We start from the raw sequence: 14240 nt of genomic DNA, 5'->3' as shown, positions 1-14240 counted from the left end.
CGGCGCCGAGTCTGCGCTCAAGCACTCACCCCGTCAGCAGCAGCGCGACCTGCGGCGGGCCGAGCAGGCCGGCCGGGCCGAGCAGGCCGGCCGGGACGCCGAGGCGAGCCAGTGACCACGGCGACGGTGACCCCCTTCGTCATGAGGGAGGTGCGCTGGCAGGACCTCGAGGTGCTGGCGGACCTGGAGCAGGAGCTCTTCGGGACCGAGGCGTGGAGCCTCGCGTCCTGGTGGGGCGAGCTCGCGGGGCGGCCGCGGCGGGAGTACCTGCTCGCGGAGGACTCCGAGGGCGTCGCCGGATATGCGGGCCTCGACCACGCGGGCGACACGAGTGACGTCATGACCATCGCGACCCTGCCGCGGGTGCGGGGCACCGGCCTGGGTCGGCGGCTGCTCGAGGAACTCGTCGCGCGCTCGCGGGCCGCGGGCGCCGAGCGGCTGCTGCTCGAGGTGCGCGCCGACAACACCGCGGCGCGGGGGCTCTACGACTCGGCCGGCTTCGGGCTGCTCCAGACCCGGCGCGGCTACTACCCGGGTGGGGTCGACGCACTCGTCCTCACCCTCGACCTGACGCAGGAGGCGCAGGCATGACGGATGCACCCCTCGTTCTGGGCATCGAGACCTCGTGCGACGAGACCGGTGTCGGCATCGTCCACGGCACCGAGCTGCTCGTCGACGCCATCGCGTCGAGCGTCGACGAGCACGCCCGATTTGGCGGGGTCGTGCCCGAGGTCGCCTCCCGCGCCCACCTCGAGGCGATGGTGCCGACGATCGAGCGAGCCTGCCGCGACGCCGGCGTCGCGCTGACCGACCTCGACGGCATCGCCGTGACCTCCGGCCCGGGCCTCGCCGGCCCGCTCATGGTCGGCGTCGCCTCGGCCAAGGCGCTGGCCGTCGCCCTCGGGTTGCCGATCTACGGCGTCAACCACCTCGCCAGCCACGTCGCCGTCGACATCGTCGAGCACGGGCCGCTGCCGGAGCCGACGATGGCGATGCTCGTGAGCGGCGGCCACTCCTCGCTGCTGCTCGTCCCCGATGTCACGCACGACATCCGCAGCCTCGGGTCGACGATCGACGACGCCGCGGGGGAAGCCTTCGACAAGGTGGCGCGGGTGCTCGGGCTGCCCTTCCCCGGTGGGCCGCACATCGACCGGGCGGCGAGCGACGGGCAGATCACCATCGACTTCCCGCGGGGGCTCTCCAGCCGCAAGGACATGGAGCGGCACCGCTTCGACTTCTCCTTCTCGGGGCTCAAGACGGCCGTGACCCGCTGGGTCCAGGCCGAGCAGGCCGCCGGGCGCGACGTGCCGGTGGCGACGTGGCCGCGTCCTTCCAGGAAGCCGTCGTCGACATCCTCACGCGCAAGGCGGTGCTCGCCTGCACCGAGCACGATGTCGCCGCGCTGCAGGTCGGTGGTGGGGTCGCGGCCAACTCGCGCCTGCGGGCGATGGCCCAGCAGCGGTGCGATGACGCCGGCATCCAGCTGCGCGTCCCGCGGCCGGGGCTGTGCACCGACAACGGCGCGATGGTCGCCAGCCTCGGGGCCCAGATGATGCTCAAGGGGCGGCCGGCGAGCGACCTCTCGCTCCCCGCCGACAGCTCGCTGCCGGTGACCGACGTGCGCACCGGCCTGCCGGTGCACGTCGACCACGACCACGCGCACTGAGGGCGGGCGGCGAGGGCGCGACCGAGTGCCGTGGGCCGCGCCGGCCGCGGGTGGCGCGGCACCTGTGTGACGATCCGCCCGCCCGTGTCACTCCATGCGGTCACACAGGCGTCACCCCGGTGACACAGGTGCAGCCGGAGCCCACGGTCGAGGCCCGGATCGCTGCCTATGCCGTTGCTCCGTACTTTGAGCCGGACGCGGGGTGGATCGGCGGGGCGATGGGGGTGCGGATGACTGCCTACGCCGTTGCTCCGTGCTCTGAACCGCGGCTCGTCGTACGGAGCAACGGCGTAGGGCGTCGCGCGGCACGGGGCCGTGCGGGAGCGTGGCTCGTCGTACGGAGCGACGGCGGGGGCCCATCCACCTGGCCCCGGCCACTCGGCCGCTGACCCGGCGCCACGGCCACCCGGCTCAGCCGCAGCGCAGCAGACCCATGTCCTCCTTGAGCGTGAGCACCCGGGTGACCGACGCGGTGACCTGCTTCGCGAAGGCCGGGTCCCCCTTCGCCTTGGCCTCGATGGCGGAGACCATCGTCGGGACCTGGGCTCGGGTCGGCGGTGAGGACGATGTCGCCGCGGCGGCATGAACTTCGTGGCCCGCTCGCCGACCGGGGTGGCGGCGACCGCCTTGGCCGCGCCCACGTCGTCGGTGATGACGACCCCGTCGAAGCCCAGGTCGTCGCGGAGCATGCCGTCGACGATCTTCGAGGAAAACAGGGCCGGGGTCTCGCCGTCGATCTGCGAGTAGTGGGCGGAGCCGACCATGACGATCTGGGTGCCGCCGTCGATGGCATCGGCGAAGGGCGTGAGGTGCGAGTCGTCCCGGGTCATCACCGAGTCGGTGATGCCGGTGTCGCGCAGGTCGGTGTTGCCGGTGATCCGCCCCAGCCCGGGGAAGTGCTTGACCGTCGGCTCGACGCCCGCGTCCTGCATCCCCTGGGCGAAGGCGAGCGCGCCCTTGCTCGCGGCCTGCGGGGTCGAGCCGTACTGGCGCCCCCACTTGCCGATGGGTTCGTTGGCCCGACCGATCTCGGCGGGGACGGTGTCGGCGGTCGGGGCGAGGTTGACGTTGACGCCGGCCTGCTTGAGCTCGGCCCCCCACCCCTTGGCGGAGGAGCGCAGGTCGGGCAGCTGGGCCTGCTCGAGGCCCGAGGGCATGGACGTGAATCCGGAGCCGGTGAGCTGCTGAACCTCGCCACCCTCCTGGTCGGCGGCGACGAGCATGCCGACCTTCGTGCCGTCGACGGTCGGGGAGACGTCCTGCAGGTGCTGGCTCGCGGCCGCGACGGTCCCGCTGTCCTTCCAACCGCCGAGGTAGAGCATCGAGCCCAGACCCTGTGCCCCGATCGGCCCGTCGAGACCGGTCGCAGGCCCCGGCTGCATCGCCGCCATGAGCAGCTGCCCGGCCTGCTGGGTCGGCGTCATCGCCTCGCGCACCTGCTCGACGCAGGCGCTCGCGTCCGGGCCGGAGGCGGTGGCGGAGGTCGTGCGCGAGGAGGAGCTCGAGGACGACGTCTTCGACGAGGACGAAGGGGAGGACGTCGCCGACGTCGAGGTCGTCGAGGTCGACGTCTTCGCACCCGAGGTCGACGAGGAGGAGGTCGAGCTGCCCTCCCCGGAGTCGGCGCCGCACCCTGCGAGGGCGAGGACGGCGAGGCCTGCAGCGGCGCGGGTCAGGTGACTGGCTCGGGTCGGCATGGGGTGCAGGCTACCTGCGGTGGCACGGGTGTGCTCAGGCGCTGACGGGTGCGCCGACCCGGGCGAGGTGGCGCTCCGCCATGCGGGCGGCGGGGTGGGCCAGCGCCGCCGCGAACACGCCGATGGTGGCGATGACGATCCAGCCGGGTGTGCCCCACTGGAGCGCGAGGAAGGTGTAGAGGGCAGGGAAGATGATCGGCTCGAGCTGGTAGCCCATGCCCCACACGCCCTGGTAGTCGCCGAGGCGGCGGTGGTCGGACAGCTCCGACGTCAGGCCCCAGTCGGCGGCCGACTGCCACAGCTCCGCGCCGGTGATGGTGACGTGGCCCGCCCAGATGAGCACGATCGAGACCCACCCGATCGTCTCGTGCGTGACGGCGATCAGGGCGCACGAGATGACGAAGGCCCAGCCTGACCACCGCACGGCCCGCAGCGAGCCGTCGACGGAGTCGGCCACCCGGGAGGCGCGGACCTGCAGGAGGACCGCCAGCACCGTGTTGGTGCCGAAGAGCCAGGCGAGGAGCACCGGGGGAGCGTCGGTGCGCTCGACGAGCCACAGTGGCACGACGACGTTGAGGAGCACCTGGTTGGAGGAGATCACGCCGTTGCACATCGCCAGCAGCACGAAGCCCGTGTTGCGCCAGGCCGCGGGTGCGGCACCGACGGTGTCGGCGACGGTCGTGGCCTCGACCGTGCGTCGGATCGCGGGCAGCAGGCCGGCGATCATGGCCGCGTTGAGGACGAGTAGGCCCGCCGTGATCAGGGGGACAACCCGCACTGCACCGATCCCCAGGCCGAGGGCAACTCCGCTCGCGCCGGCTCCGAGGGTGTAGCCGACGTTGCGGGCCGCGCGCATGTACGCCATGGCGCGCACCCTGGTCGCCCGGTCGAAGACCGCGATCCGGTAGACGTTGCGGGCATTGCGACCGGCTGTCTCGACAACGGCGAGCACCGAGAGCATGGCGACGAAGGCGATCACCCCGCCGATGAGGGGCCAGGCGAAGTAGAGGGCGGCCTCGGCAGTCGAGGCGAGCACCCACAGGGGCTTTGCGCCCACTCGATCTGTGAGTCGGCCCATCGGCAGCTGGAGAGCCAGCGCCACGAGTGCGGCCAAGGACATGCCGAGTCCGACCTGCGACCCAGAGAGTCCGACGACCTGGGTGAAGTAGACGGCGGTGCCCGTGATGAAGGTGCCGGTGGCGAAGGCGGACAGGACGCACTGCAGCGCCAGATCGCGCTCGAGGGCACTCGGGGGCAGGACGCGTGCGAGCCACGTGGTCATGGCACTCCCTTTTCTTGACATCAAGATATATGTCTTGACGTCAAGATACACCGAGGGGTGATTAGGTGGGGGCGACGACGAGCACGACCTGCTCACCACCGACGCGGGTGAGTACGACGGTCGCGCTCTCGCCGTCACCGGCGCCGCGCCCGATCTTCAGCTGCTTGCGCAGCTGGTCCTCGTCGAGGCGGATGCCCCGCTTCTTGACCGTCAGACCGGTGATGCCGCGCTCGCGCAGCCAGCCTCGCAACCCCTTGACGGAGAAGGGCATCGCCTCGAGCACCTCGTAGCGGCGGGCGTGGCCGAGGTCGAGCGCCTCGTCGCTGGTGACGTAGCCCAGCCCGGCCTCGAGCTCCATCCCGCTGACGGCGCCGGTGACCGTGCCGATGAGCCCGGCCCGGTTGACGGCTCGGTCGGCCTCGTAGAGCCAACGCCCCGTCTCGGCGAGCGAGGCGGCCGCGGCGGGATCTTCCTCGCAGGTGCGCTGGTCCACCTCGACCGGGGGCGCGCCCTTGCGCAGGACGCGGGCGCTGCGTCCGGCCTCCTTGACGAGCGGGCCCCACCAGACGGTGCACTCCAGGACGGTGCCCTGCCACGAGGTCCACTGGGCCTCGGTGCCGAGCGGCGGGATGTCGTGGGGGAGCGAAGGGGAGAGCTTGGCGCCCGTGGCCGGCACGTCGCGGGCCACCGACAGCACGAAGTCCCACGACGGCGAGATCTCGTCGAGCCGGAAGACCCGTCGCGTGCGCCCGCTCCGGTCGGTGACGCCGGGCGTGCGGCGCGCCGGGTCGAGCCAGACGCCGGTCCGCGAGTGCAGCGGGTCCAGCGGTGCCTCGAAGTCCTCGGCCACGCCGGTGCGGGCCCGGCTGTCGGGCCAGGGGCGCAGGTTGACGTCGGCGATGGCGGCAGAGAGCGGGTCGGCGTCGATCCCGTGGACGGTGACACCGAGGGCGCTCATCGCCATCGCGTCGGAGCCGATGCCGCAGCCGAGGTCGTGGACGGTTGCCAGGCTCGCGGTCGCGTAGCGCCCGGCGTGGGTGGCGGCGACCTCGAGGCGGCTGGCCTGCTCGAGCCCGTCGGGGGTGAAGAGCATGCCCTCGGCGAACTCGCCGAACTTCTCCTGCGCGCGAGCCTGCAGACGCTTCTGCGTCAGGAGCGCGGCGACGCGCTCGGTGGAGTGGCCCGCCGCCCGCAGCCGCGAGGCCAGACCGACCGCGTCCGCCTCGCGGTACTCGGGCAGGCCGTGCAGGGACGCGTGCCCCTCGGGGGAGGCCAGCCAGCGCACGGTCGTCGGGTCCACGTGCGCCATTGTCACGCATCGTGCTCGGCACGGCGGACCTATCCGACCGGGCGCTGGCACTCGGGTTGACCGAGTGCCAAACGGCGGCCTAGATTTGCTCTTGGCACTCACCACTGGCGAGTGCCAGATGCCACGGTTGGACGACCCCCGCGACGGCGCCCGGCCCGGCTTCGCCCCAGAACTCACACATTCGTCCCCACAGAAGGAGTCACCGTGTCGGTTTCCATCAAGCCGCTCGAGGACCGGATCGTCGTCAAGGGCATCGAGGCGCAGCAGACCACCGCCTCCGGCCTCGTCATCCCGGACACCGCCAAGGAGAAGCCGCAGGAGGGCGAGGTCGTCGCCGTCGGCCCCGGCCGCTTCAACGACGACGGTGACGAGCGCGTCCCGATGGACATCTCCGTCGGCGACCGCGTCATCTACTCCAAGTACGGCGGCACCGAGATCAAGCACGGCGGCGAGGAGTACCTCATCCTCTCCGCCCGCGACGTGCTCGCGATCCTCGCCTGAGCCTGCGCACGACTCACAGCTGACGCCCCGGGTGCGGCCCTCTCCCGGGCCCTCCGGGGCGTCGCCTTTCCCCCCTTCGTTAGAACCAAAGGACAGACATGGCCAAGGAACTGGAGTTCAACGACTCCGCCCGTGACGCCCTCCAGCGCGGCGTCGACCAGCTCGCCAACGCCGTCAAGGTGACGCTCGGCCCCAAGGGCCGCAACGTCGTCATCGACAAGCAGTGGGGCGCCCCGACGATCACCAACGACGGCGTGACCATCGCCCGCGAGATGAGCTCGAGGACCCCTACGAGAACCTCGGCGCCCAGCTCGCCAAGGAGGTCGCCACCAAGACCAACGACGTCGCCGGTGACGGCACGACGACCGCGACCGTCCTCGCCCAGGCCATGGTCAAGGAGGGCCTGCGCAATGTTGCCGCGGGCGCCGCCCCGTCCGGCCTCAAGCGCGGCATCGACAAGGCCGTCGAGGCCGTCTCGGCCCGCCTGCTCGAGACCGCCCGTGAGGTCGAGGGCAAGGACGAGATCGCCCAGGTCGCCTCGCTGTCCGCCCAGGACCAGGGCATCGGCGGGATCATCGCCGACGCCTTCGACAAGGTCGGCAAGGACGGCGTCATCACCGTCGAGGAGTCCTCGACCGCCGAGACCGCGCTCGACTTCACCGAGGGCATGCAGTTCGACAAGGGCTACATCAGCCCCTACTTCGTCACCGACCCGGAGCGCATGGAGGGTGTCCTCGAGGACGCCTACGTCCTGATCAACCAGGGCAAGATCTCCAACATCCAGGAGATCCTCCCGGTGCTGGAGAAGGTCGTGCAGTCCGGCAAGCCGCTGCTTGTCATCGCCGAGGACATCGACGGCGAGGCCCTCTCGACGCTCGTCGTCAACAAGCTCAAGGGCGTCTTCAACGTCGCGGCCGTCAAGGCTCCCGGCTTCGGCGACCGCCGCAAGGCGATGCTCCAGGACATGGCGATCCTCACGGGCGGTCAGGTCATCGCCGAGGAGGTCGGCCTCAAGCTCGACCAGGTCGGTCTCGAGGACCTCGGCCAGGCCCGTCGCATCGTCGTCACCAAGGACAACACGACGATCATCGACGGCCAGGGTGCCGCCGACGACGTGACCGGTCGGGTCAACCAGATCAAGTCCGAGATCGAGCGCACCGACTCCGACTGGGACCGCGAGAAGCTCCAGGAGCGCCTCGCCAAGCTCGCCGGTGGCGTCTGCGTCATCCAGGTCGGTGCCCACACCGAGGTCGAGCTCAAGGAGAAGAAGCACCGCATCGAGGACGCGATCTCCGCGACCCGTGCGGCCATCGAGGAGGGCATCGTCGCCGGCGGTGGCTCCGCCCTGGCGCACGCGGTCTCCGCGCTCGACGCCGTGCAGCTCGAGGGTGACGAGCAGGTCGGCGCCAACATCGTGCGCACCGCCGGTGTCGAGCCGCTGCGCTGGATCGCCGAGAACGCCGGCCTCGAGGGCTACGTCGCCGTCGCCAAGGTGCAGGAGCTGACCCCGGGTCAGGGCCTCAACGCCGCGACGGGCGAGTACGGCGACCTCATCGGCCAGGGCGTCATCGACCCGGTCAAGGTCACCCGCTCCGCGCTCGTCAACGCCGCCTCGATCGCGTCGATGGTCCTGACCACCGACACGCTCGTCGTGGACAAGAAGGAGGACGAGGACGAGGGCCACGGCCACTCGCACTGACGTCCTGACCTGAGCGAAGGGGGGCGGCGCACCAACCGGTGCGCCGCCCCCCTTCGTCATGCGCCGGTGGTTGAGGTGCGACGCGCCACGGGCGCTCGGCGGATCCGCGATCGGGAGTGACCTCCCTTCGTCCGGACATGGGTGGAGGTGGTGGCGACCGGCTATCCGGTCCCCACCACCTCCACTCGCGAAGGGGGGATCAGGCCGTGACGATGACCCGGACCTCGACGGTCTCCGGCAGGTCGCGCAGGCGCTGCTCGGTGTCGGCGGGCAGGTTGCTCGCGAGGTCGGTGACGGCGTAGCCGTACTCGCCCTTGGTGCTCAGCTGCTGGCTGTCGATGTTGACGTCGCCCTCGGACAGGATCGTGTTGACCCGGGCGAGGACGCCGGGGACGTTCTTGTGCAGGTGGAGGATGCGGGTGCTGCCGGCGGCGACCGGAGCGGCGACGGCGGGGACGTTGACCGACATCGAGGTCGCACCGGTGTCGGCCCAGTCGCGCAGCTTGCCGGCGACGTAGCGACCGATGTCGTACTGCGCCTCCTCGGTGGAGCCGCCGACGTGCGGGGTGAGGATGACGTTGGGGATGCCCTGCAGGCAGTTCTCGAAGGGGTCGCCCGCCTTCTTGGGCTCGCTCGGGAAGACGTCGACGGCCGCGCCGGCGATGTGCCCGGAGACGAGGTTGTCGCGCAGGGCCTCGAGGTCGACGACGAAGCCGCGGGAGAGGTTGAGGAAGAGGCTGCGCGGGCGCATCTTCGCGAACTGCTCGGCGCCGAAGGTGCCGGCATTGCCCGCGCGACCATCGACGTGGAGCGTGATCGTCTCGCAGGTCTCGAGCAGCTCGTCGAGGCTGTCGCACTTCTTGGCGTTGCCGAGCGGCAGCTTGTCCTCGAGGTCGTAGAAGGAGACGTGCATGCCGAAGGCCTCGGCGACGACGGACAGCTGGGCGCCGATGTTGCCGTAGCCGACGATGCCGAGGGTGCGGCCGCGGACCTCGTGGGCTCCCTTCGCCGACTTGTCCCAGACGCCGGCGTGGAGCGCGGCATTCTTGTCCGTCAGGTGGCGGGCGAGCGAGATGATCTCGCCGAGGGCCAGCTCGACGACGCTGCGCGTGTTGGAGAAGGGGGCGTTGAAGACGACCGTGCCGGCCTGTGCGGCCGCGTCGAGGTCGATCTGGTTGGTGCCGATGCAGAAGGCGCCGACGGCCTTGAGCTCCGGGCGGGCCGCGATGACGGCCTGGGTGACCTTGGTCTTCGAGCGGATGCCGAGCAGGTCAACCCCTCGAGGGCGGAGATCAGCTCGGCCTCGTCGAGGGCCCCGGAGCGGGTCTCGACCTCGAAGCCGGCGTCGACGAGCGCGTCGCGGGCGACGTCATGGATGTTTTCGAGCAGCAGCACCTTCACGCGTGCAGGGTATGCCCGGGCCCGGTGCGGCCGGGCAGGCGCCCGCGATGCGAACCACAGGGCGGAACGAAGACCCCACGGGGACAGGGCCGCTGGCTAGGGTGTGGGCCATGCGTCTCCTCGGTGTCCTTGGCGGAATGGGTTGGTCGGCGACGGCGGAGTACTACCGCCGTCTCAACGAAGGGATCGACGCGCGCCTGGGCGGCTTGCACAGCGCCCGCGTCCTCGTCCACAGCCTCGACTTCCAGCCGGTCGACGATGCCGAGAACGCGGGTGACTGGGACGAGATGGCACGGCTGCTCGTCGAGGGCGCCCGCAGCCTGCAGGCCGGGGGAGCGGAGGGCATCATCCTCGCCGCCAACACGATGCACGTCGTGGCGGACCAGGTCGCCGAGGCCGTCGACGTCCCCTTCCTCCACATCGCCGAGGCGACGGCCCGCCGGGTCGAGGCCTCCCGCCAGCGCAAGGTCGGCCTGCTCGCGACCCTGACGACGATGTCCGGCGACTTCTACACCACGCCCTTCACCCAGCGCGGCATCGAGGTGATCCTGCCCGAGGAGGCCGAGCGGCCCGAGGTCGACCGGATCATCTACGAGGAGCTCGTGCACGGGGTCATCAAGGACTCCTCGCGCCGGGCGCTGCGCACGGTTCTGCAGGGGATGACCGACCGCGGCGCCGAGTGCGTCGTGCTCGCCGGCACCGAGCTCGGCCTCCTGCTCGAGGAGGACGACTGCCCCGTGCCGCTGCACGACACGACGGCGATCCACGTCGACCAGGCGCTCGACTGGATGCTCACCGAGGGCTGACGCCTCGCACCCGGTCCCTGAGGAAGGTTGCGCAGCAACCGCCTCGAAGGGCTACCAGGGGACGTCGATCTCGGCCTCTCCGGTGACGACCTCGACCTGCTGACCGGCGAAGCCCACGACGCTGCCCGCCCGGATCTGCGCGCCACGACGGGTCTCGACCTGACCGTCGACGCTCACCTCACCGGCAGCGATGACCTCACGGGCCATGACGCCGTCCTCCACGAGCCCGGCGAGCTTGAGCAGCTGGCCGAGGCGGATGGACTCGTCGCGGATGTGGACGGCTTCGGGGGAGGTCACCCCGCCAGCCTAGGACGCGAAGGGGGCGCGCTCCGCCCCCTTCGTCGGGACGTGGCTCAGCCGGCGATGCCGGCGGCGGCGATGTCTCGCTCGGTGAGCGCGACCTGGCGCTCGTCCTCGGTCATGCCACCCCAGACGCCGAAGGGCTCGCGGATGGCCAGGGCGTGCTCGCGGCACGCAGCCATGACGGGGCAGCTCGCGCAGATCTCCTTCGCGGCGGCGTCGCGCAGGCGGCGGGCCGCGCCGCGCTCGCCGTCCGGGTGGTAGAAGGACTCGCTGCCCGTCTCGCGGCACGCGCCCTCGAACTGCCACTCCCAGTGGTCCGCGACCGGACCTGGCACCTTGTCTGCGTGCGCCATGTCTACCTCCGTGCTCAGGTGCTGCCGAGGAGGCCTGCACCCCCGTCTCTTCTCAGCCAACCTAAGAAGATCGGCGCAAACAGAGGTCGACGAAAAGGTATGGGTTCACCCTAGGAATCAGCCATTTGGTCAGCAATTGGTCAGGTCCGGGAGCGCCTCGGGGGTGGCTTAGGATAGGGAGATGGATTTCGGTGACCCGACCGCCCGTGACCACACCGGGGGCGCGGCTCCCGACCCTTTCGCCAAGCTCGGCCTGACCTATGACGACGTCCTGCTGCTGCCCGGCTACAGCGAGCTGGCGCCCGGCGACCTCGACACGACGAGCCGCCTGACCCGCGAGATCAGCATCAGGACGCCGCTCATCTCGGCGGCGATGGACACCGTCACCGAGTCGCGCATGGCGATCGCCATGGCTCGTCAGGGTGGCATCGGCGTCCTCCACCGCAACCTGTCGATCGAGGACCAGGCCTACCAGGTCGACCTCGTCAAGCGGACCCAGACGGGCATGATCACCAACCCCGTCGTCATCGGCCCCGACGCGACCCTCGACGACCTCGACCAGCGCTGCGGCGAGTACCGCGTCTCCGGCCTGCCGGTCGTCGACGACGCGGGGGTGCTCATCGGCATCATCACCAACCGCGACCTGCGCTTCACGCCGGTCGCCGAGTGGGCCACGACGCTCGTGCGCGACGTCATGACCCCCATGCCGCTGATCACCGCGCCGGTCGGCATCTCCCAGGAGGACGCGACCCTCCTGCTGCGCCAGCACAAGCGCGAGCGGCTGCCGATCGTCGACGACGCCGGCCGTCTCGCCGGCCTCATCACGGTCAAGGACTTCGTCAAGAGCGAGCAGTTCCCCAATGCGAGCAAGGACGCGCAGGGCCGCCTGCTCGTCGGCGCGGCCATCGGCTACTTCGGTGACGCCTGGGAGCGCGCGACCACGCTCATCGACGCCGGCGTCGACGTCCTCGTCGCCGACACCGCGCACGGCCACGTCAAGCTGCTGCTCGAGATGGTCGCGCGGCTCAAGAGCGACCCCGCGACCCGGCACGTGCAGGTCATCGGCGGCAACGTCGCCACCCGCGAGGGCGCCCAGGCCTTCATAGCCGGCGCGACGGGATCAAGGTCGGGCGTCGGGCCGGGCTCCATCTGCACCACGCGCATCGTCACCGGTGTCGGCGCCCCGCAGATCACCGCGGTCCACGACGCCTCCCTCGCCGCGAAGCCGGCCGGGATCCCGGTCATCGCCGACGGCGGCCTGCAGTACTCCGGTGACATCGCCAAGGCGATCGTCGCCGGTGCCGACACCGTCATGGTCGGCTCGCTCCTCGCCGGCTGCGAGGAGAGCCCGGGCGAGCTGATCTTCGTCAACGGCAAGCAGTTCAAGGCCTACCGCGGCATGGGCAGCCTCGGCGCGATGAGCAGCCGCGGCAAGAAGTCCTTCAGCAAGGACCGCTACTTTCAGGCCGAGGTCACGAGCGACGACCAGCTCGTGCCCGAGGGCATCGAGGGCCGGGTCGCTTACCGCGGCACACTCGCCCAGGTCGCGCACCAGATGGTCGGCGGCCTGCGGCAGTCGATGTTCTACGTCGGCGCCGGCACCATTCCCGAGCTGCAGGCGAAGGGGAAGTTCGTCCGGATCACCTCCGCCTCCCTCAAGGAGAGCCACCCGCACGACATCCAGGGCATCGTCGAGGCGCCCAACTACAGCGCCCACTGACCGTGACCACCTCCGGGCAGGCGGGGTCCGGCGCTCCCGGACCGCGCCGTCGTGGCCCCGCCCCGGGCAGCCTCCCCTGGTGGCTGATGCAGGTCGTCGGGCTGGCGATGGCCATGGGCCTGATGCTCGTGCTCGCCGTCGCCCTGATGATGCTCACCCGCATGCTCGTCGAGGGCGAGACCGAGCCGGACGCGCACCTGCCGACCCTGCTCGTGTGGTGGGTGCTGTGCGGAGGCTGGCTCCTGTGGCACCTCGTCCGCGGGTCGTGGCGCGAGCTCAGGGCCGAGGAGGTCCACGTCGACCTCGCGGGCAACGAGCTCACGGTCGACCGCTGGTCGCCGCCGCACGAGCGGGAGCGCTTCGCCGAACGGGTCGCGGCCGACGAGCGGGCCCGGGAGCGCGTGGAGGCCCAGCAGGCGAAGTCCCCGGAGCTGCCCCGGCCCCGGCCCGAGCCGACCGACGACGAGCTGCGGGCTGCGGCCGCCCGTCGTCGCGAGGTCGGTCCCGGTCTGCCGGCATCGGTGCGCGCGGGCCGGTGGGCGGTCCCCCTTCGTCGGCTGCGGCTGGTCGCGGCGATCTGCCTCTACGGCTGGTTGCCGGCGATCGTCGTCGGCGCCCTCGTCTCGCCGCTGGTGGGCCGAGTCGTCGCCCGGGAGTGGGCGCTGCTGCCCTTCGTCCTGCTGCCGCTCGGCTGGCTGCTCATGTGGACGCACCACCTGCTCCGGCACCGGTGGCTGCGCACCCGCGAGAGCCGCAGCGACCTCGCCGGGCTCCACCTCGTCACGGCCTTCGTGCTCGTCGTGGTCTTCGTCCTCCTGGCCTTCACGGGTCTCGTCATGCGCGACGAAGCGCTCGGGGTCACCCTCATCAGCATCCCGCTCGCTGCCCTGTGCATCTGGGTCATCCGACACGAGGCGCGGCACCACATCTCCGACGGCTCGGACGACGACGGTCCGACCCCGGACGTCGACCTGACCTTCGTCACCTCCGACTGAGCGTCTCGCGATAGCCCGGCAGGGCAGCCCCGCCGGCATCCGTGTGGTCGACCGAGGCCGCGGCGAGCACCGCGCGGGCGATGGCCCGGCTCACGCAGTCGGCTGCCGCGGTCTGCAGCTCCACGACGTCGAAGGGGGTCGGCGTCACCTCGCCGGGGGTCGACAGCGCGAAGACCGTGTCGCCGTCGAAGGCCGTGTGCACGGGCGAGAGTGCCCGGGCGAAGCCGTCGTGGGCGACGCCGGCGAGCTTCGAGCAGCCGGCCTTGTCGAGGCCGGGTCCGTCGGTCGCGACGACCGCGAGCGTCGTCGCCGGTCCCTGCGCGCAGCGCCTGCGCCTCGGTCGCCTGGCGCTCCCAGTGGGCTTGCACCGCAACGGGATCCGGCTCGGGCAGGTCGACCTCGCCCGGGACGAGCAGGCGCGTCGGCGAGCAGCCGACCGTCGGGGGAGAGGGGCGAGCCGACGGCGTTGACCGCGACCAGCGCGCCCACCGTCGCGCCCGACGACAGG

Annotated in this window: 11 protein-coding genes and 4 pseudogenes; 8 read left to right on the top strand and 7 right to left on the bottom strand. The window is 71.4% G+C overall.

Annotated features, from left to right (window positions below):
- The first annotated feature begins 111 nt into the window (after nucleotides 1-111).
- Both rimI and tsaD read left to right on the top strand, forming a co-directional pair.
- Complete coding sequence (gene rimI / locus AC2W7J_RS08665; RefSeq protein WP_485982106.1) at nucleotides 112-591, top strand: ribosomal protein S18-alanine N-acetyltransferase; 480 nt, start codon at nucleotides 112-114, stop codon at nucleotides 589-591.
- Nucleotides 588-1666, top strand: a pseudogene (gene tsaD, locus AC2W7J_RS08660) (tRNA (adenosine(37)-N6)-threonylcarbamoyltransferase complex transferase subunit TsaD). Before rimI ends, tsaD begins: the two are co-directional and overlap by 4 nt.
- Nucleotides 1667-2349: 683 nt before the next feature.
- Here the strand turns inward: tsaD and AC2W7J_RS08655 are convergent.
- Nucleotides 2350-2889: pseudogene (locus tag AC2W7J_RS08655) on the bottom strand (glycoside hydrolase family 3 N-terminal domain-containing protein); the annotation flags it as partial.
- Nucleotides 2890-3055: 166 nt separating this feature from the next.
- On the opposite strand from AC2W7J_RS08655, the gene AC2W7J_RS08650 reads away from it, so the two are divergent.
- Nucleotides 3056-3346: a hypothetical protein gene (locus AC2W7J_RS08650; RefSeq protein WP_485982105.1), complete on the top strand. Its 291-nt coding sequence runs from the start codon at nucleotides 3056-3058 to the stop codon at nucleotides 3344-3346.
- A gap of 51 nt (nucleotides 3347-3397) precedes the next feature.
- Here AC2W7J_RS08650 and AC2W7J_RS08645 read toward each other — a convergent pair whose 3' ends face one another.
- Together AC2W7J_RS08645 and AC2W7J_RS08640 are read right to left on the bottom strand one after the other, a co-directional pair.
- Nucleotides 3398-4645 carry an MFS transporter gene (locus AC2W7J_RS08645; RefSeq protein ID WP_485982104.1) on the bottom strand — a complete coding sequence of 416 codons (1248 nt, stop codon included), beginning with the start codon at nucleotides 4643-4645 and terminating at the stop codon, nucleotides 3398-3400.
- Between the two features lie 61 nt (nucleotides 4646-4706).
- A complete protein-coding gene (locus AC2W7J_RS08640) occupies nucleotides 4707-5954 on the bottom strand; it encodes a THUMP-like domain-containing protein (RefSeq protein WP_485982107.1) in 1248 nt (415 codons plus the stop codon).
- Nucleotides 5955-6158: 204 nt separating this feature from the next.
- Here AC2W7J_RS08640 and groES point away from each other — a divergent pair, with 204 nt between their 5' ends.
- Both groES and groL read left to right on the top strand, forming a co-directional pair.
- Nucleotides 6159-6455: a co-chaperone GroES gene (groES, locus tag AC2W7J_RS08635; protein WP_007924339.1), complete on the top strand. Its 297-nt coding sequence runs from the start codon at nucleotides 6159-6161 to the stop codon at nucleotides 6453-6455.
- Nucleotides 6456-6634: 179 nt separating this feature from the next.
- Nucleotides 6635-8154: pseudogene (groL, locus tag AC2W7J_RS08630) on the top strand (chaperonin GroEL).
- A gap of 199 nt (nucleotides 8155-8353) precedes the next feature.
- On the opposite strand, the pseudogene serA reads toward groL, so the two are convergent.
- Nucleotides 8354-9555: pseudogene (gene serA, locus AC2W7J_RS08625) on the bottom strand (phosphoglycerate dehydrogenase).
- A 110-nt stretch (nucleotides 9556-9665) separates the two neighbouring features.
- On the opposite strand from serA, the gene AC2W7J_RS08620 reads away from it, so the two are divergent.
- Complete coding sequence (locus AC2W7J_RS08620) at nucleotides 9666-10361, top strand: aspartate/glutamate racemase family protein (protein ID WP_485982103.1); 696 nt, start codon at nucleotides 9666-9668, stop codon at nucleotides 10359-10361.
- 51 nt (nucleotides 10362-10412) lie between these two features.
- On the opposite strand, the gene AC2W7J_RS08615 is transcribed toward AC2W7J_RS08620, so the two are convergent.
- The gene (locus AC2W7J_RS08615; protein ID WP_485982102.1) at nucleotides 10413-10658 is read right to left on the bottom strand and encodes an RNA-binding S4 domain-containing protein; all 246 of its coding nucleotides are present in this window, start codon (nucleotides 10656-10658) and stop codon (nucleotides 10413-10415) included.
- 56 nt (nucleotides 10659-10714) lie between these two features.
- Nucleotides 10715-11017: a WhiB family transcriptional regulator gene (locus tag AC2W7J_RS08610; RefSeq protein ID WP_255184172.1), complete on the bottom strand. Its 303-nt coding sequence runs from the start codon at nucleotides 11015-11017 to the stop codon at nucleotides 10715-10717.
- 181 nt (nucleotides 11018-11198) lie between these two features.
- Between AC2W7J_RS08610 and guaB the strand changes: the two genes are divergently transcribed.
- Together guaB and AC2W7J_RS08600 are read left to right on the top strand one after the other, a co-directional pair.
- Nucleotides 11199-12737 (top strand): IMP dehydrogenase, encoded by a 1539-nt coding sequence (guaB, locus tag AC2W7J_RS08605; protein ID WP_485982101.1) that lies wholly within the window; start codon nucleotides 11199-11201, stop codon nucleotides 12735-12737.
- 2 nt (nucleotides 12738-12739) lie between these two features.
- Nucleotides 12740-13732, top strand: a complete 993-nt coding sequence (locus AC2W7J_RS08600) for a hypothetical protein (RefSeq protein ID WP_485982100.1) — start codon at nucleotides 12740-12742, stop codon at nucleotides 13730-13732.
- Here the strand turns inward: AC2W7J_RS08600 and AC2W7J_RS08595 are convergent.
- Nucleotides 13719-14240 (bottom strand): P1 family peptidase (locus AC2W7J_RS08595; protein WP_485982099.1); only part of this gene is annotated, 522 nt, incomplete at its 5' end. The two genes, AC2W7J_RS08600 and AC2W7J_RS08595, sit on opposite strands and share 14 nt — an antisense overlap.

It is taken from the genome of Janibacter sp. CFPM2_SD2 (assembly GCF_057364645.1).
Note: the sequence above shows the minus strand (reverse complement) of the source record. Positions and strands in the feature narration are given on the sequence as shown.

Bases quoted from the DNA above. Each gene is read 5' to 3' on its own strand.
- AC2W7J_RS08650 (WP_485982105.1), top strand. From the start codon at position 3,056: ATGAGCAGCTGCCCGGCCTGCTGGGTCGGCGTCATCGCCTCGCGCACC.
- AC2W7J_RS08645 (WP_485982104.1), bottom strand. From the start codon at position 4,645: ATGACCACGTGGCTCGCACGCGTCCTGCCCCCGAGTGCCCTCGAGCGC.
- AC2W7J_RS08640 (WP_485982107.1), bottom strand. From the start codon at position 5,954: ATGGCGCACGTGGACCCGACGACCGTGCGCTGGCTGGCCTCCCCCGAG.
- AC2W7J_RS08620 (WP_485982103.1), top strand. From the start codon at position 9,666: ATGCGTCTCCTCGGTGTCCTTGGCGGAATGGGTTGGTCGGCGACGGCG.
- AC2W7J_RS08610 (WP_255184172.1), bottom strand. From the start codon at position 11,017: ATGGCGCACGCAGACAAGGTGCCAGGTCCGGTCGCGGACCACTGGGAG.
- guaB (WP_485982101.1), top strand. From the start codon at position 11,199: ATGGATTTCGGTGACCCGACCGCCCGTGACCACACCGGGGGCGCGGCT.